Below are 18198 nucleotides of genomic sequence, written 5' to 3' on the forward strand. Positions count from 1 at the left end.
CGATTTCGTACATAGCCTAGGCGGTGTCGCCATGACGCGGTACAGATACAGCGATTCGGTAAAAAAAAACCCGGTCACCAGACCGGGTTCTTTTATAAGTGAAGCGGCTGGATCAGACCAGCTTTTCCAACTCGGGCACGGCTTCGAACAGGTCCGCGACCAGGCCGTAGTCGGCCACCTGGAAGATCGGCGCCTCTTCGTCCTTGTTGATCGCGACGATCACCTTGGAATCCTTCATGCCGGCCAGGTGCTGGATCGCGCCGGAGATACCGACGGCGATGTACAGCTGTGGCGCGACGATCTTGCCGGTCTGGCCGACCTGCATGTCGTTCGGCACGAAACCGGCGTCGACCGCGGCGCGGGAAGCGCCGACTGCCGCGCCCAGCTTGTCGGCCAGGGCGTACAGGTGCTTGAAGTTGTCGCCGTTCTGCATGCCGCGGCCGCCGGAGACGACGATCTTGGCAGCGGTCAGCTCAGGACGATCGGACTTGGCCAGCTCTTCGCCGACGAACGACGATTTGCCCGCATCGTGAGCGGCGCCAACGGCTTCGACGGCAGCCGCCCCCCCTTCGGCGGCAACCGGGTCGAAACCGGTGGCACGCACGGTGATGACCTTGATCGCGGCGCTCGATTGCACGGTGGCAATGGCGTTACCGGCATAGATCGGGCGCTTGAAGGTATCGGCGCTTTCCACCGAGATGATCTCGGAGATCTGGTCGACGTCCAGTTGGGCGGCCACGCGTGGCAGGATGTTCTTGCCGTTGGAGGTGGCGGCGGCCAGGACGTGGCTGTAGCCCTTGCCCAGCTCGGCAGCCAGGGGAGCGACGTTTTCCGGCAGTTGATGAGCGTAGGCGGCGTTGTCGGCCACCAGCACTTTCGACACGCCAGCGATTTTCGCGGCGGCTTCGGCAACGGCGCCAACGCCCTGGCCGGCAACCAGCACGTGGATGTCACCACCGATCTTCGCGGCGGCGCCAACGGTGTTCAGGGTGGCCGGAGCGACGGTTTTGTTGTCGTGTTCGGCGATTACCAAGATAGTCATGTTCAGATTACCTTCGCTTCGTTTTTCAGTTTCTCGACCAGTTCTGCAACCGACTTGACCTTGATGCCCGCGCTGCGTGCAGCCGGTGCTTCAACCTTCAGGGTCTTGTTGGTGGAGGCGGTGGAAACGCCCAAAGCATCCGGAGTCAGCGTCTCGAGCGGCTTCTTCTTGGCTTTCATGATGTTCGGCAGCGACGCATAGCGTGGCTCGTTCAGGCGCAGGTCGGTGGTGACGATGGCCGGCAGGCTCAGCGACACAGTCTGCAGGCCGCCGTCGATTTCGCGGGTCACGGCAACCTTGTCGCCCGCCACTTCGACTTTCGAGGCGAAGGTGCCCTGGGCGTAGCCGCTCAGCGCAGCCAGCATCTGGCCAGTCTGGTTGTTGTCGCTGTCGATCGCCTGCTTGCCGAGGATCACCAGTTGTGGCTGTTCCTTGTCGACCACGGCCTTGAGCAGCTTGGCCACGGCCAGGGAGTTCAGTTCGTCGGCGGACTCGACCAGGATGGCGCGGTCGGCACCCAGCGCCAGCGCGGTACGCAGTTGCTCCTGGGCGGTGGACGGGCCGATGGTGACGACGACGATTTCAGTCGCCACGCCTTTTTCCTTCAGACGTACCGCTTCTTCCACGGCGATTTCGCAGAACGGGTTCATCGACATCTTGACGTTGGCGAGGTCGACGCCGGAATTGTCCGCCTTGACGCGAACCTTGACGTTGTAATCGACAACGCGTTTGACAGCTACAAGAACCTTCATGGATTCCTCACTCTCCGGTGAAAAGAAAGTCGCCCAGGCGTACCTGGCGGTTGGATGCTCAGCGGCGCGCGCGTGAAGCTCAAGGGCACCTCCAAAAACGCCGACATCTGCACGAAAGCCTGGCTGTCTTCCGGTTCATGACCGTCCGTCCGACGTGACCGTGCAGTCACGGGACCGATGGACGTGTAAACTTCGCGCCAGAATCGGCGTGCCACTTCACTTTCGCTGTCTTCGTCCTGTCTTTAGACGTGCTCTTGCGGCCTCCGTTTAGCCTACGGCAAGCGCAAAACCGCTCGTATCTTGACCGGAACGCCTATTCTGGTCAATACGGCAAAATGGTCAGTCATAAGCCGCGCTACTTTGATTTATCTGGCCTCCAGCGAATTCAAACAAACGTTTGTATTGGACGCTGATAGTGGTGTAGATATAATGCGCCACCTAGAGAGAAAGATGTCTCCCCCCTCCTGGAGCGGGACACCAAACCTCCAATCAGAAGAAAACTGTTGAGCCTTGAGAGTAGGAGAGAGTCTGTGGAACGCGAATACATGGAATTCGACGTGGTCATCGTCGGTGCCGGCCCCGCAGGCCTGTCCGCCGCCTGCCGGCTGAAACAGAAAGCCGCCGAAGCGGGTCAGGAAATCAGCGTCTGCGTCGTGGAAAAAGGCTCCGAGGTCGGTGCCCACATCCTTTCCGGCGCAGTGTTCGAACCACGGGCCCTGAACGAACTGTTCCCGGACTGGAAGGAACTCGGTGCGCCGCTCAATACCCCGGTCAAGCGCGACGACATCTATGTCCTGCGCAACGGCGAGACCGCGACCAAGGTTCCCGACTTCTTCGTGCCCAAGACCATGCACAACGAAGGCAACTACATCATCTCCCTGGGCAACCTGTGCCGCTGGCTGGCCCAGCAGGCCGAGAACCTGGGCGTGGAGATCTACCCGGGCTTCGCCGCCCAGGAAGCGCTGTTCGACGAAAATGGCGTGGTACGCGGCATCATCACCGGCGACCTCGGCGTCGACCGTGAAGGCAACCCGAAAGACGGCCTGTACACCCCCGGCATGGAACTGCGTGGCAAATACACGCTGTTCGCCGAAGGTTGCCGCGGCCACATCGGCAAGCAACTGATCGCGCGCTTCAAGCTCGACAGCGAAGCCGACGCCCAGCACTACGGCATCGGCCTCAAGGAAATCTGGGAAATCGACCCGGCCAGGCACCAGCCGGGCCTGGTGGTCCACACCGCCGGCTGGCCGCTGGACATCATGGGCACCGAGAACACCGGTGGTTCCTTCCTCTATCACCTGGAAAACAACCAGGTGGTGGTCGGCCTGATCGTCGACCTGTCCTACAGCAACGCCTACCTGTCGCCGTTCGACGAGTTCCAGCGCCTCAAGCACCACCCGGTGCTCAAGCAGTACCTGGAAGGCGGCAAGCGCATCAGCTACGGCGCCCGCGCCATCTGCAAGGGCGGCCTGAACTCGCTGCCCAAGATGGTCTTCAACGGCGGCGCACTGATCGGCTGCGACCTCGGCACCCTGAACTTCGCCAAGATCAAGGGCAGCCACACCGCGATGAAATCCGGCATGCTCGCCGCCGAAGCGGTGGCCGAGAAGCTGCTGGCCGGCGCCGAGGGCGGTGACCAGCTGGACAACTACGTCATCTCGTTCAAGGCCAGCTGGCTGTACGAGGAACTGTTCGCCAGCCGCAACTTCGGCGCGGCCATCCACAAGTACGGCCCGATCATCGGTGGCGGTTTCAACTGGGTCGAGCAGAACCTGTTCGGCGGCAAGCTGCCCTTCACCCTGCACGACAACAAGCCGGACTACGCCTGCCTGAAGCTGGCCAAGGACTCGGTGAAAATCGACTACCCCAAGCCGGACGGCAAGCTCAGCTTCGACAAGCTCAGCTCGGTATTCCTCTCCAGCACCAACCATGAAGAAGAACAGCCGTGCCACCTCAAGCTCAAGGATGCGAGCATTCCGCTGACCAGGAACCTGCCGCTGTACGACGAACCGGCGCAGCGCTACTGCCCGGCGGGCGTGTATGAAGTGATCACCCAGGAAGACGGCGAGAAGCGCTTCCAGATCAACGCCCAGAACTGCGTGCACTGCAAGACCTGCGACATCAAGGATCCATCGCAGAACATCACCTGGGTGGCGCCGGAAGGGGCTGGTGGCCCGACCTATCCGAACATGTGAGATGGCTGGCTGAATGGCATCAAGGCTCCTTCGGGGGCCTTTTTGTTGCCTTTTCGAAAGCAGGAAACACTCGGTAAGAAAACGACCAGCGGCACCCGAAAAACCAGCGTGCTCCGCCCCCGCCCCTGCCCTCTCCCCCCGAAAAACCACCGGTAAAAAACGCTCCATTAACTGACTGTAAACAAAGACCTTCCCCGTCTTTTCTGGCTACCGGCCCGCCTGATCCTCCAGCCCACAGCACATAAAGAATCAGCTTACAGAAACGGACCACTCATCCAAGTACAGTTTCCATCGGTCGCCACCTGTCAATTCTGACAGGTCCCAAACGGCGTTTTTTTGTTTATAACCTCATGGGCAACCTAGGGAAGTCACCGCTGGCCTCAGGGCCGTTTCCGTCAGGGATCCCGAGCCGCCCAGCCCGAAAACCGATTGAAGTTCCTCAACTGTTTTTTGCGGGAGTTTCCGATATGCGTGCGTTACAACCCAAACCCACCCCCTCCCTTCCCCCAGTCGTACAACCCAGCGGCGATGGCGCGCCCCACATCCGACTCACCCGCAAGGAGCTGGAGGTCATGCGCTGGGCGATGTTGGGCAAGTCCTCCTGGGAAATCGCCCGGATCCTCGACTGCACGGAGTCGGCGGTGAATTACCACTTCGCCAATATCCGTGTGAAATTCAACGTGTCATCGCGCTGGGTCGCCTTGCGCCAGGCCGCTCAGATGGGCCTGGTAAAGCCGTGATTCCATGCCCTGCATGAATCCGCGCCCTTGACCTGATCGTCACACGAGACCTGCACTCGGCGGTTGTGACCCTCAGGATCCGCAACGCCAGCTTCTTCGCCCCAGCCACCTTCCAAGCCCAAGATCCCGTTCCATGACCCGACATATCCTCCTGGCCGACGATCATCCCGTCGTGCTGCAAGGTGCGCGAATGGCCATTACCGTCGCCAACCGCGATGCCGACCTGACCTTGCACGAAGCCCTGAGCACCGATGCCCTGGTCACCCATTTGCAACGGCACCCTTGCGACCTGCTGCTGACCGACCTGTCCATGCCCAATGGCCGCTTCCCCGATGGCATTACCCTGATCGGCTATATCCGCCGGCATTATCCAACGCTCAAGGTGCTGGTGATGACCATGCTCAGCAGCCCGGCGCTGCTGCGCGAGCTGCTCGACCAGGGGGTGACCGGGCTGTTCGACAAGAATCGGCCACTGCACGAATTGAGCAACGCCGTGGCCCAGGTCGGGGCCGACCGCCGCTACCTCAGCCCCAGCTTCGCGCTGATGCTGAAAATGCACGGCACCAGCGACCTGCTCGATGCCCCGCTGTCGCAACGGGAGCTGGAAGTGCTGCGCCTGTTCGGCCAGTCCTGCAATGGCCGACAGATCGCCGAACGGCTCAATCGCAGCGAAAAGACCATCAGCCGGCAGAAGCGCAGCGCCATGGAAAAGCTGGGGCTGCGGCATGATAGCGAGCTGGTGGACTATATGCGGCGGGCGGGGTTGGGCTGAGGTTCTCTGGAAGCCACCGCTGCCCTGTGGGAGCCGGTTTGCTGGCGGTAGCAGTCTCCCGACCGCCAATTATGGCAGAGCTGGTGGCTGGCAGAATGACCAAATGACCCAATGCAGCGGGTTTATGATTCACGTATGTCAGTTGCCTCAACCGCCACAGACCCTATAGGTATGTGAGAACTATCGGCAATATCAGAGTATTTAGGTGGCGATTCATAAGGCGGCGGATCAAGAAACTCACGAAGCTCAATCTTAAAAAGATCTCTACTCCTCCGATAATCATCTCTTTCGTGCTCAAGCTGATAGGCGTAATTATTTAATTTAGCATACGACACCTCAGGATGCTTTTTATAAGCCTTAACCAGCTCCCTCTCCTTCTTTATGATAAAACCACTATACCTCACAAGTCCATGACCTCTCCTTCTTAGATATTCGGAGCCAGGAGACGCACTCTGAAGATCAAGACGCCCTACAAAGTCACTCAGCGAAAAGCTCTCTGTCGGCTTGTTGACCATATTAAAAAAATGGCCCGGCTCAGCGGGAGGATTAATACGAACACCATGAACAATGATATAAGCTCCCGTCACAGCCACCCCCCTTCTCCGATTCAAAACATAATCCTTCATTTCCTTTAAAAAATTCCATAATCCAGGAGCATGTCCCGTAGGATCCATCTGGTTAACCGGATCTCCTTCACAATACCTATAGGCATTGATACCGCCCTTGCCAAACGGACTCAAACTGTCCGGACTGTTGAACCGCATCAACACCGGATTGAACGCCCGATAGCCATTGCCCAACAGATAATGCCCAGTCACCGGGTCCGGCTGTTCGCCACTGAAGCCCAACAAGCTCAACAAGCCGCTGCCGGGTGTCCGATGGCCATAGGGGCTGTACGCCATGGCCTGACGCTGCACGCCGTCCACAGCCTGTAACACCGAACCTTGTTGATCCGTTGCCAGCAGAGTGGCCTCGCGGTCTGCCCCTTGTCGCCGCTGCTGGGCCATCCGCCAATCATCCGATTGGAAGAACGAATGGGTAATCGCCCCCTGTATCTCAGTGGCCAGGCGGCTTTTGCAATAGAAACGCTGTTGCGGGTCAAGGTTGACCGGACTGCAGGCCACCAACCGGTCGAGCGGGTCGTAACGGTACTGGCTCAGCAAGGTGCGCAAGATTGCCATGGCCTGGCTCCAAAGGGGTTGCTATCCCTTCAGGCAGTGTCCGCCCAACCAGCGATGCTGACTACTGGCAGAACTATCAGGTTCCCGCCGGCAGGCATCCCCCAGGCGCGTACCATCGAGAAGTGGCAACCTGTACGACAGCTGAGACCTCGATCAGAAAACTCTCGAAACCTTTACCCTCTGTTGGGCTAATCCTCAAATGTCTCCCATTTTTTCTTGCCGCTGCGTATTTTGCCAACCTGTTCTTTTGGAGATTCAAACCTGGGGACAGGCTCAAACAGGTGCTTTTTCAACTCAGCCTGGAGCAAATCATATTCCTTCTTATACTCAAGCCTCTTATTTTCTATCGACCGGACCCATTGAGGATAACCATTAATACGGCCAATAGTATTACCCTCAAAACTAATTCTGTCAGCGAGCGCCCTCTCTGCCTCTACAACTTCAGCATTCAAGGAAATCAATTCCCTATCCCGAGGCAGCATTTTTGAAACACCCTCACTGGTGCGATCATACAAAGTCTCGTCAATCCCTTTGTAAACGGGTGTAGGATCATTGAAAAAATCTGGGGCATGTTCCTTGTAAAGCTTAACCTCAACACCCTGAATAGAGTAGGTTATTCTTTTCTTGGGATACTGCCCGAAAATCTCAAACATTTTACGGAATTTGATATGCCCTGTCGGGTCAACGTTGTTAACGGGTTCCCCCACACAGTAGGCATACGCATTCATCCCACCCTTATCAAACGGACTCAGACTGTCCGGGCTATTGAAGCGCATCAACACCGGATTGAACGCCCGATAGCCATTGCCCAACAGATAATGCCCGGTCACCGGCTCGGCCCGCTCGCCGTTGAAGCCCAGCAGGCTCGACAGACCATTGGCAGGCGCACGGTGGCCATAGGGGCTGTACACCATGGCCTGGTGTTGGGCTCTATCCAGGGCCTGTAGCACCGAGCCTTGCTGGTCCGTTGCCAGCAGGTTGGTCTCGCGGCCCGCACCCTGTCGCCGTTGCTGGGCCAACGGGACGTTATCCGACAGGAAGAACGTATGGGCCACCGCGCCCTGGATCTCGGTGGCCAGGCGGCTTTTGCAATAGAAACGCTGATGCGGTGCCAGGTTGGTCGGGGCGCAAGCCACCAGCCGATCAAGCGGATCGTACCGGTACTGGCTCAGGATAAGGACGGTTGCCATCGTGCGGACTCCAAAGAGGTGCAATCCCTAGGGACAGTGTCCGCCTGACCAGGGGTGCTGGCTACTTGTTAGAACTATCAGGTTTTTGCACCACGCAGGCGCCCGCCCGATACTCGGGTCGCTACTGCAGGCAAACCATGGACTGTAGGCGCAGGACTTCAGGCGAGACAAAGCAAAAAAATGGCAGCCGGAATAATCGACCACAGCCCTTACTCCTTACAGACTACTCAACGTTATTCAATTGATGCACCCAGTATTTATGTTCAGGCGAACCCGACAGCCCAGACTCTCTAAGCAAAAAAATCTCACGCATAATCCGTCTTCTTTTTTTTGAAGCTTGTCTATAAGCCACTGGCGAGGCCGCAGTAGTTACAGACGAATCACTTCCCGCAGCGGGTGAATCAGCATCCTCCCGAATTAGCGGCACCTCAGTCGCGGGTTGTTGTTCTTGCGCCGGCTTGAACCCTCCGATTTTTTGCCGTGCCACCGGAGCAGGTTGTCGAGACTCCAACGACAGCACTTGCCTCCCGCTGTAAAAGTCTTCCGATATAGCCCCCAAGGTTGGTCGACGCTGCCACGGATAAGCCGTGGTTATCCCTTCAGCAGCACTGGCCAGGTCAGGCACAGCTCGAGAGGTACCTGCAGATGAACCTGACCAAGCAGTTCGAGATGCAACTACAGCACGACCACTGGAACCCGCAGCAGCCCCGGACACGCGGCCGGTCTGTGTCAGGGAGGACGATGCTACTGTCCCAAGCGAATTCATTTGCTTCGGCACCCACACATGCCCAGTCGGGTCCACCCTGTTGATCGAATCTCCACCACAATACGCATAGGCATTGATCCGGCCCTTGTCGAACGGGCTCAAACTGTCCGGGCTGTTGAAGCGCATCAACACCGGATTGAACGCCCGATAGCCATCGCCCAGCAGATAATGCCCGGTCACCGGCTCGGCCCGCTCGCCGTTGAAGCCCAGCAGGCTCGACAGGCCACCGCCAGGCGTGCGCTGGCCATAAGGGCTGTACACCATGGCCTCGGCTTGCGCCCCACCCAGGAACTGCAGCACCGAACCGGGTTGATCCGTCGCCAGCAGGCCGGTGTCGTGGTGTTCCCCTTTGCGCCGCCGTTGAGCCAGCAGCCAGTCATCCGTCCGGAAAAACGAATACGCAATCGCCCCCTGAATCTCGCTGGCCAGGCGGCTTTTGCAGTAGAAGCGCTGTTGTGGCCCAAGGTTGGCTGTGTTGCACGCCAACAGCCGGTCAAGCGGGTCGTAGCGGTACTGACTGAGCAAGGTGCGAGAGGTTGGCATGGCGCGGGCTCCAGAGGCCTTGATATCCCTGGAGACAGTGTCCACCTGAGGGGCGGGGATGGATACTGGCAGAAGTATCAGGTTTCTGCGCCAGGGCATCCGGCCTGCGCAGGCACTCCCTCGAAGCCGCCACGCCCTGTAGAAGCGGGGCTTGCCTGCGAAGCTCCTATCAGCCTCACTGGCCTATTCGCGGCGGTCCGACACCTCGGTGAATCGGGGCTCTGTTCAGAACCATCGCCGAACGACAACCCATCTATTTTCCCCGCCTTAGTTGCATTGCCTGCTCATAAGTTGGCGGAGGCGGTTCGGGAGGCGTTGAGCTCAGCACCATCCCGAACTTCCGTGCCAACTTATCTGACCGCTGTATAGAAGCTAGCTTTGTTGTCTGAATATACTCAGGTGGCAAATCTGCAGAGGAGAGCAGAGGAAGAGTAGTAGCCTCTCGATTGTTACGCGCCCGCCAATCTCTTTGAACTCTGCTCGCTCTAGCATTAATACCGAAGAGCCCAGACGAAATTGAGACTATCCCCATTAACGCACTAGCTACACTCAAAGCGACCTGAGTCTCATCTTTTGTAAGGCCGGCAGCAATAGCTGAACCCGTCGCCGCTAACCCTGACACTAAGCTTATAACCGCAAAAGGATTGGCAAAATGCCCTGTAGGATCGATGTTGCCCACCGGATCCGCTTCACAGTAAGCATACCCATTGTACTTTCCAGCTCCAAACGGACTCAAGCTGTCCGGACTGTTGAACCGCATCAACACCGGATTGAAGGCCCGATAGCCATTACCCAATAAATAATGCCCGGTCACCGGGTCCGGCCGTTCGCCATTAAAGCCCCGCAAGCTCAATAGACCGTTGCTGGGTGTCCAATGGCCATAGGGGTTGTATGCAATAGCTTGACGTTGCCTCCCATCCAAGGCCTGCAGCACCGAACCTTGCTGGTCCGTCGCCAGCAGAACGGTCTCGCGGCCTGCCCCTTGTCGTCGCTGCTGGGCCAACAGTCCGTTATCCGACTGGAAGAACGAATGGACGATCGCCCCCTGAATCTCGGTGGCCAGGCGGCTTTTGCAGTAGAAACGCTGTTGCGGGTCAAGGTTGACCGGACGGCAAGCCACCAACCGGTCGAGCGGGTCGTAGCGGTACTGGCTCAGCAAGGTGCGAGGGGTTGCCATGGCGCGGGCTCCAAGGGGTTCGAAATCCCTGGAGGCAGTGTCCGCCTGGCCAGCGGCGCTGGGTACTGGCAGAAGTATCAGGTTTGCGCCGCGCCCCTGGCAGGTGCTCAGGGGCGCGAGGGCGATTCAGGCCGGTAGGCGCCCGCCCAGTACATCCATCAGGTCGCAGCCATCGCGCGGCACCATGGCCGGAAGCTGGAGCAGGTGCTGGAAGTCGATATCATTGGCATTGTGCAACTCGATGCGGGCCAGGGACTCGAGCATCTGGGCGCAGCTCAAAGGCGCGCGGCAGCATTGGCACGGAAGACATCGGTAGGGCGTCCACGTTTTCGTACATATCTCCCTAGAGACCAGGTAGATGCCACCGGGCAGAAACCTGATAGTTCTGCTAGTACTCATCGCCGCCGCCCAGGTGAACACTGTCTCCAGGGATATCAAAGCCTCTGGAATCCGCGCCATGTCAACCTCTCTTATCCTACTGAGCCAATACGCCTACGACCCGCTCGACCGATTGACGGCGTGCAGCCCGGCCAACCTCGAGCCGCATCGACGCTTCTATTGCAAAAAACGCCTAGCCACCGAGATCCAGGGCGCGATTGCTCATTCGATCTTCCAGGCGGATGACTGGCGGTTGGCCCAGCAGCGGCGTCAAGGCGCTGGCCGCGAGACCAACCTGCTGGCGATGGACTCACAAGGTTCGGTGTTGCAGGCCCTGGACGGAGCGCAGCGCCAGGCCATGACGTACAGCCCCTATGGAGGGCAAACACCTACCAGCGGCCTGTCGAGTGTGTTGGGCTTCAACGGCGAACGGCCGGATCCGGTGACCGGGCATTATCTGTTGGGCAATGGGTATCGAGCGTTCAATCCGGTGTTGATGCGCTTCAATAGCCCGGACAGCCTGAGCCCGTTTGGCAAGGGTGGGATCAATGTGTATGCGTATTGTGGTTTGAACCCTGTGGGCAACATTGACCCAACAGGGCATTTTTACTGGAGGCTTGCTGCCTTTGCAGTGGGTGGGGTGCTGGTTGTTGGTTCGAGTATTGGTGGCATCGCTCTGGGGGGCACGGCTGGTCAGGTGTTGGGTATAGCTGGTCCGATAACGGGGTTCGCCGTGATGGGATCTATATTTCTTAACCCGGGTGGTGCGAGGACTGTGTCCAGCGCGAGCATAACTCGGAGAGGCTGGGATATTGTGCAGGGAGGAGGGACTCAACCTAATGTTGGGTGGAGAACACCAACCGGTCCGAGACCCTCCGTTCTGGAAGGGGGGGGTAGTTTTTCCTATCATCAGCAGCCATCGACGCAACCTCGTTCTTCGTCGATAGCATCATCAACTTCTTCGTCGCCAATGCCATCAGCGCCACCAGCAGTGTCCACCCCACTAACTCCGCCGCCTAGCTATTCCAAAGCAACAGCAACAGCAACAGCAACAGCAACAAAATTGCCTCCACCAACTTATGATCAGGCAAAACAACTAAGGCAGGGAGTGACGCCATCGATAACATAGATGGATTGTCATTCGGTGATGGTTCTGCACGGCGCCCCCGGTTCATCGAGGCGCCGGACCGTCGTGAAGAGCTCAGTGAGGTTGATAAGAGCTTCGCGGGCAAGCCCTGCTCCTAGAGGGGCGTAGTGGTTTCGAGAGAACCTCAGCCCAACCCCGCCCTCCGCATATAGTCCACCAGCTCGCTATCATGCGCGGGTCAAGGTTGAGCGGAAGGCAAGCCACCAAACGGTCGAGCGGGTCGTAGCGGTACTGGCTCAGCAAGGTGCGAGGGGTTGCCATGGCGCAGGCTCCAAGGGGTTCGAAATCCCTGGAGACAGTGTCCGCCTGGCCAGCGGCGCTGGGTACTGGCAGAAGTATCAGGTTTGCGCCGCGCCCCTGGCAGGTGCTCAGGGGCGCGAGGGCGATTCAGGCCGGTAGGCGCCCGCCCAGTACATCCATCAGGTCGCAGCCATCGCGCAGCACCATGGCCGGAAGCTGGAGCAGATGCTGGAAGTCGATATCATTGGCATTGTGCAACTCGATGCGGGCCAGGGATTCGAGCATCTGCGTTGCCGTTCGAAAGCGCGCGGCAGCGTTGGCGTGGAGGACATCGGTCGGGCTGTCGGCGTCGATCAACAGGCTGGGGATCAGGCAATCGATGGCGGTGAGGGGTACGTATTTGGTCATGGGTAAGGCCTCGTTTTTAAATGAAAACATCGCTCGTCTATTTAACGAGTCGCCAAACCCGTGTCGCCAATATGAGCGACCAATGGACTATAGGGCTTTTTCCTCAGGTAGCGCAAGGCTGCAACAGTGGAGAAAGTTTTAGATATTATGTACAGAAATCAAACAACAAATCATATTAAGTAGGAAAACTCTCAAGACCTCCACACCGGACAGCATCCGGCATGAAATTTTATAAAACAATAGACCTACACGCTTACTTTCCTCACCGACACAAGAAATATCGTCAGAATTATAGGAAGTTACGGACCCAGACGCCGATTTCTATCCTTAGGCGCACTACCTCGCGTATCCGAAGACAAATAAGCTCTAGCATTCTGACGCGCACCACCTCTGACATTCGGATCAGGAACAAACTTTCCATGTTTAACAACCCCCTTTTGACTCATCATTTGCTCTTCAAGATTTAAATATTTACTTTTCCTAACAACATCATTGACCTCGGATGTTTTAAATCTCGTCGCGTTTTCCTGCACTGACGAAAATTGAGCAGAGTTAGGCTTGGAAGGAATCGACTCATAGAAGTGGTTTTTTGATGTAGGGGGGCTTGACCACTCAGTATGAAGTCTCGCATTCTTAGGCACCGACGGTAGTTTATTACTCTGAGAAAATTTGATAGGATATAGTTGCGACTGATTTGATGCTTTAAGGGTAGCTGACGAATTACTCTTAACGAAATTTCCAGCCTCAACAGCTTTTTGTGGTGCAGAGATGGGTGTGGGGCGAAGCATACTTTCAGAGCTAAAGAAATTTCCAGCTCCTAGCCGTGTACCAGCCCCCCCCTTAGTTGCGTTAAGCCTAGCTGCCTGCGCTGTCAGATTACGATTAATGAAGAAGCTAATAGTTTTGGCCAATATTTTAAACGAAAGATTCCCCGTCGGATCCACCCTATTGATCGAATCCCCTTCACAATACGCATACGTATTCATCCCCCCCTCATCAAACGGGCTCAAATTATCCGGACTATGAAACCGCATCAACCCCGGGCTATACGCCCGGTAGCCGTTTCCCAGCAGATAGCACCCATTCTGCTCCTCCCGCAATTCCCCATTGAAACCCAGCCCGCAGCTCACCGCCTGCCCGCTGCTACGCTCACCGTAGGCGCTATAGGCCATATCCCGTCGCTCTCCCTGCGGGTCGACTTCACTAAGCACGCTGTTGGCCGCATCGCCGGCCAGCAACAGCGTGCCGCTGCCCTGCCGCTCGGCCAGCAGGCTATCGCCACCACGCATGAAGGTACGGTTCTGCTGTGGCCCCAGGGTATTGGCCAGTTCCCCGTCACGATAGAACCGTTGCTGGCTCTCACTGCCCTCCTGCTGGTGCGACAGGCTATCCAACGGATCGTAGCTGTAACGGCGCGGCGTTCCCCCACTCGGCGCACTGACGCTGAGCAGGCGATTGAGCGCATCGTATTCCAGGATTCGCCCGGCTTCGTCGGTGGTGAGGTTGCCATTGGGGTCGTAGGTCAGTTGAATCGAGGGCGGGTAGCCGGCATCGCCAGCGTTGATCACCTCGGTCAACTGGACCGGGTCCTGGGGATTGTTGAACAGGTACTCGGCCACATTGCTCTTGCCATCGGCCGTGTCGGTGATCACCAGGGTGATATTGTCCAGCCCATCGAGGATGAAGGTCTGGCTGGCAATGGCATTGCCATAAGGGTCCTCAGGCGGCTGGCTGCCCGTGCAGGTATAAGTCTCCAGCCGGCGGCGCAGGTCATAGGTGTAGCGCTCGGCGCGCAGGGTCTCGCTGCCTTCGGCCAGGGTGCGAGTCAGCAGGGCATCGACATCGTCGTAGCGCTGGGTCAGCGTCTGCCGGACCCCATCGAGGTCGAAATGTCGCTCGATCTCGCGGTTGAACTCGTCGTATTCCAGGGCGATGCTCACCCGCCGCTTCTGACCGGGGGCACTCTCATCCTCGGTCTCGATCAGGCGGACATTGCCCAGCTCATCGTAATGGAAGCGCGACAGTGTGCTGCCCAGGGAAGTCTGTTCCAGACGGCCTTGCAGGTCGTAACGGTATTCCTGGGTCTGGCCCAGCACATCGGTGTATTCCAGCAGGCGCCCGCGCAGGCTGTAGAGGTAGTGCATCACCCGCTCGGGCCCGCCCTCGTCCTGGCGGGTCTCGCTTTTCAGTTCGCCGTGGCTGAAGTAGGTGCGGCTCAGGGTCTGGCCCGTTTCGCTGCAGCTCAACAGGCGGGCGTTCTGCGGGTCGTACTCGTAGTCGCTGGTGACTCCGGGCAGGCGGCGCTGCCGCGGTTCCTCACAGAGGGAGGGGCGGTACTCGTAACCGATATCCTGCCCACCGGGCGTGGTCACCAGCTTGGGCTGGTTCTGCTGCGGTTCATATTTGAGCGTCTGCACGCGGCCACCAGTGACCGACTCGGTCATCCGTCCCAGGCCATCGAAGGCTTGCGTGCCCAGGGTCTTCTTGTCGACGCTGATCAGGGTGGGCCAGTCCTCGGCGCTGTGTTCGGCATACTCACGGACCACCACAGCCCCCAGTGGCAAACTGTTCTGCACCAGCCGGTCGAAGGCGTCGTAGCTGTATTCGGTGATCCGCAACGGGCTGCGTAACCCGACCTCTTCCTTCACCGAACGGCCCAGACCGTCATAGCTGTTCTTCTGCCGGCTGATCGGCTTGTCCGCCAGATCGATACGCTCGACCAGCACCGGCTTTTCGAACAGGTTGAACTGGGTGACGGTGACGCCGCTGCGCTTGGCCGGCGTGGCAGCGTCCTGTTGCCAGCTACGCTCCGTGGGCCCGGTCACGCCGTCGCCGATGGGGTCGGTCTCGGTGTGCTCCTCGACCCCGTCGGGGCGGATCACGCAGCACTGCTGGTTCCAGTCATCGAACTGGAACTGGCTGACCAGCGGTACGTTCTTGAACATTGCCCAGTCCACGTCCCACCAGTCGAACTCCACCTGCCGGATCAGGTTGCCGAACTCGTCGTAGCTGGCCTCGTAGGTCTGGCGCATCGTCGTCGGCGTGGCACTGTCGGCATCGGCGCGCTCCTCGCGGATCGGTCGGTTCAGCCCATCGAGGGTGGTCACCGTCTTGACCCCCTTGACGTCGAACAGCCGTTGCTCGGCGCGCTGCTGCAGGTTGGACGACAGGGAGTATTCGTAGCGCCGCGTAGCCTTGTAGACAGGGTCGTCCGGCGCCACGGTCTCGCTGGTGACCCGGTTCAGGGCATCGTAGGTGCGGCGGATCTCCACATCGTTGTCATCGCGCTCCAGCAGCGACTCGCCATTGAGCAACGAACTTTCCAGGGTGATGAGCTTGTTCACCGTATCGAAGTCGGTGCTCAGGGTCTGCAGCGTCTGCAGCACGGTCTCGCCCAGGCGGGCGCTGGCCAGCGCGCTGTAGACATAGTCGGTGTAGGTGGTCTTGCCGTTCATGACGACGCCCTGGCGCTGGATGCGGCCATGGCTCACCGGGTCGTCGGGCGCGTTGTAGTAGCTGTAGTCGGTACGTTGCAACTCGCTGTCGGTGGTGCCCTGCCACACCCGGGTTTCCCGTTCGAGCGCCAGCCAGTCCGTACGGGCGCTGCCGGCCAGGGGTGGCTGGGCCGTGTAGCGATAGTCGGTACGCAGGGTCGGGGCTCCGGCAACATGGCCCGGCGCCGGGGTCGTGGTCTTGCGTTTGAGGTTACGGACAAAACCATCGGGGTCCGCGGGGCAACCGTCCTCTCCCGCGGCCAGGTAGTAGGTGCTGGTTTCGACGATGCCGTTGGCCTGGGTCTCCACCAGCGGGTTGCCGAAACTGTCGTAGGTGGTGCTCGACTTCTCGCTGCGCCGGCGATTGGTATCGACCACCCACCAACGGTTGATCGTCTCGAAGGGCAACTGGAAATAGGCCGGCTGGCTGTCGAAGGGGCCATCGACCAGGTGGTAGGTGGTCTCGACCTCCTGCTCCTTGTCATGGCGCCGGGTGGTTTCCCGGGTGAGCAGGTGAAAGCGGTTGAAGGTGCGCTTGATGCTGCGCAGCTTCTCGCCCTTTTCCGACATCAGGTGCTCGGTGCTGCCGTACTCATAGCTGCGATCGGTGGCCTTGTAGAGGTTGTCCAGGCCGTCGTCGGTCCAGGTCAACGACAGGTTTCGTCCGAGGAAATTGTTCGAGGCGGGGTAGCTGCTGCTGTCGTCATAGCTGTAGTGGGTATCGACATCGGGCTGCCCGCCGCCAGGGAAGACCCGATGACGGGACACCCGGGGCACGGGCCGGCGGCCGCTGCCGGTGGGAAACTCATGGCCGACCGTGTCGTAGTCCACGACTTCGCGCCCTCCCATGGGCGTCTGGATCTGCGACAGGCAGAAATAATCGCCGATCTTTTGATAATCCAGGCGCCAGCTGATATTGCTCCCGGCATCAGCCGGCAAGGTAATGACCCTGGCCAACTTGCTGGCGCTGGAATCCAGGCTCACCACATAGCTGGCCAGCGCACCATTGCCGGGGCCCTTGCCGGGATGCAGGTCCAGGGTCAGGCTGCCGGTATCGCGGCGCACCTGCACCAGGCGCCCCTGGATATCGTCGATCCACTCGAGCATCCAGTGGCGCTGCTCGAAATTCCGGTAACCGAGCCTGACCTTATGGCCTTCGGGCGACAGGATCTCCACCGGCAGGGCAATCCGATCATTGCCGCTGCCATGCACCTTGAGCCGCTCGATCAGGCCGGACTTGTGCACCAGGCGATAGTCGTAGTCCGCCCCGTCATGGGTATAGAAACGAAAGGTCGTCAGCTTGCGCTCCTTCATGATCTGTTCGTTGCCATCCTGCCCGGTGACCTTGAAGCGCTCGCCGGTGCTCAACGACAGCATCTGGTCATGGGGGGTGAACTGCGACAACTGCAGGTTCCAGCCCAACCCGTAACCGCTGTCGAGCAGATTCATCGGGTTGAAGCTCAGTGCCAGGGGCACCAGCGGACCATTGAGGTAGTTGGTCTTGAACTCCGGGAAGTCAATGGACAGGGTGTATTGGTTGGTTCGTGGATCAACCCCGCCCTGCCAGTAACTCATGAAGTTAAAGGCATTGGAATGAACTGAAGTGGCATCGCTCATGACCTTGTGCTCCGTAACTTATGGTTTTGGCACCAAATCGCCTTTTTTGATACGCATGCAAGCCAACTGACCAGTTATATATCCACCGTTATAATGATAAGACTCCAACAGCACCCCTTTGTAAACAATGTCTTTAGGCTTATGCGAAGAAAGCTTGTCAGGAATAGATATATATATATGGTATCGGTCGGCTCAATATAAGTACGCACAGTATAATGCCAATTACCCTTGGGACTGCATTGAGCATTCGAATTAAACTCAATAGTCGTTCCCGAGGGAACACCATTCAGCTTAAAGAAGTTCAGCTTATCTCTCCTGCACTCCTTGTAATACCCCAGATCGATCTGCATGGTTTTTAATTCAACAACGCAAGTAGCGCCACCGCCATCCGCGTGTTGGGCCATGCTTATCGAGCCCTCCACCTCATTCGCCGCCAGAACATAACTGGCGACCGGGTTGATCGAGCAGAACAGCAGCCCCAGTGAAACCACCTTGAGCCGATTCATGACAATAATCCTCTCGCATTAAATGATATCAACGCCGCTAGATCGCAAAC

Annotated in this window: 14 protein-coding genes; 4 read left to right on the forward strand and 10 right to left on the reverse strand. The window is 58.4% G+C overall.

Features of this window, described 5'->3' with window-relative positions; all coding sequences use genetic code 11:
- Nucleotides 1-112: 112 nt before the first annotated feature.
- Together PF66_RS13445 and PF66_RS13450 are read right to left on the reverse strand one after the other, a co-directional pair.
- The gene (locus PF66_RS13445) at nucleotides 113-1042 is read right to left on the reverse strand and encodes an electron transfer flavoprotein subunit alpha/FixB family protein (protein ID WP_054062964.1); all 930 of its coding nucleotides are present in this window, start codon (nucleotides 1040-1042) and stop codon (nucleotides 113-115) included.
- 2 nt (nucleotides 1043-1044) lie between these two features.
- A complete protein-coding gene (locus PF66_RS13450) occupies nucleotides 1045-1794 on the reverse strand; it encodes an electron transfer flavoprotein subunit beta/FixA family protein (protein ID WP_054058597.1) in 750 nt (249 codons plus the stop codon).
- Nucleotides 1795-2324: 530 nt separating this feature from the next.
- On the opposite strand from PF66_RS13450, the gene PF66_RS13455 reads away from it, so the two are divergent.
- The 3 genes from PF66_RS13455 (at nucleotide 2325) to PF66_RS13465 (ending at nucleotide 5501) form a co-directional block, all read left to right on the forward strand.
- Nucleotides 2325-3989, forward strand: a complete 1665-nt coding sequence (locus tag PF66_RS13455) for an electron transfer flavoprotein-ubiquinone oxidoreductase (protein WP_054062965.1) — start codon at nucleotides 2325-2327, stop codon at nucleotides 3987-3989.
- Nucleotides 3990-4456: 467 nt separating this feature from the next.
- Nucleotides 4457-4729 carry a helix-turn-helix transcriptional regulator gene (locus tag PF66_RS13460; protein ID WP_054058599.1) on the forward strand — a complete coding sequence of 91 codons (273 nt, stop codon included), beginning with the start codon at nucleotides 4457-4459 and terminating at the stop codon, nucleotides 4727-4729.
- A gap of 133 nt (nucleotides 4730-4862) precedes the next feature.
- On the forward strand, nucleotides 4863-5501 hold the full coding sequence (locus PF66_RS13465; protein ID WP_054062966.1) for a response regulator: 639 nt from the start codon (nucleotides 4863-4865) through the stop codon (nucleotides 5499-5501).
- A 122-nt stretch (nucleotides 5502-5623) separates the two neighbouring features.
- Here PF66_RS13465 and PF66_RS32030 read toward each other — a convergent pair whose 3' ends face one another.
- The 5 genes from PF66_RS32030 to PF66_RS33185 form a co-directional block, all read right to left on the reverse strand.
- A complete protein-coding gene (locus PF66_RS32030) occupies nucleotides 5624-6682 on the reverse strand; it encodes an RHS repeat-associated core domain-containing protein (protein ID WP_081009846.1) in 1059 nt (352 codons plus the stop codon).
- 188 nt (nucleotides 6683-6870) lie between these two features.
- Nucleotides 6871-7872, reverse strand: a complete 1002-nt coding sequence (locus tag PF66_RS13475) for an RHS repeat-associated core domain-containing protein (RefSeq protein WP_054062967.1) — start codon at nucleotides 7870-7872, stop codon at nucleotides 6871-6873.
- A gap of 223 nt (nucleotides 7873-8095) precedes the next feature.
- Nucleotides 8096-9181, reverse strand: coding sequence for an RHS repeat-associated core domain-containing protein (locus PF66_RS32035; RefSeq protein WP_081009847.1), 1086 nt, complete (start codon nucleotides 9179-9181; stop codon nucleotides 8096-8098).
- Between the two features lie 253 nt (nucleotides 9182-9434).
- The gene (locus PF66_RS32040) at nucleotides 9435-10358 is read right to left on the reverse strand and encodes an RHS repeat-associated core domain-containing protein (RefSeq protein ID WP_081009848.1); all 924 of its coding nucleotides are present in this window, start codon (nucleotides 10356-10358) and stop codon (nucleotides 9435-9437) included.
- Nucleotides 10359-10484: 126 nt separating this feature from the next.
- Nucleotides 10485-10622: a hypothetical protein gene (locus PF66_RS33185; protein WP_193394202.1), complete on the reverse strand. Its 138-nt coding sequence runs from the start codon at nucleotides 10620-10622 to the stop codon at nucleotides 10485-10487.
- A 193-nt stretch (nucleotides 10623-10815) separates the two neighbouring features.
- Here PF66_RS33185 and PF66_RS32045 point away from each other — a divergent pair, with 193 nt between their 5' ends.
- Nucleotides 10816-11865, forward strand: a complete 1050-nt coding sequence (locus tag PF66_RS32045; protein ID WP_081009855.1) for an RHS repeat-associated core domain-containing protein — start codon at nucleotides 10816-10818, stop codon at nucleotides 11863-11865.
- Between the two features lie 405 nt (nucleotides 11866-12270).
- Here the strand turns inward: PF66_RS32045 and PF66_RS13485 are convergent, their stop codons facing one another.
- The 3 genes from PF66_RS13485 to PF66_RS13495 all read right to left on the reverse strand — a co-directional run bounded on the left by PF66_RS13485 (nucleotide 12271) and on the right by PF66_RS13495 (nucleotide 18148).
- Complete coding sequence (locus tag PF66_RS13485) at nucleotides 12271-12531, reverse strand: hypothetical protein (RefSeq protein ID WP_054062969.1); 261 nt, start codon at nucleotides 12529-12531, stop codon at nucleotides 12271-12273.
- Between the two features lie 299 nt (nucleotides 12532-12830).
- Nucleotides 12831-17642, reverse strand: a complete 4812-nt coding sequence (locus PF66_RS13490; protein ID WP_054062970.1) for an RHS repeat domain-containing protein — start codon at nucleotides 17640-17642, stop codon at nucleotides 12831-12833.
- Between the two features lie 74 nt (nucleotides 17643-17716).
- A complete protein-coding gene (locus PF66_RS13495) occupies nucleotides 17717-18148 on the reverse strand; it encodes a hypothetical protein (RefSeq protein WP_054062971.1) in 432 nt (143 codons plus the stop codon).
- Nucleotides 18149-18198: the final 50 nt, after the last annotated feature.

The organism is Pseudomonas asplenii, assembly GCF_001293465.1.
GTDB classification, from domain to species: domain Bacteria; phylum Pseudomonadota; class Gammaproteobacteria; order Pseudomonadales; family Pseudomonadaceae; genus Aquipseudomonas; species Aquipseudomonas fuscovaginae_B.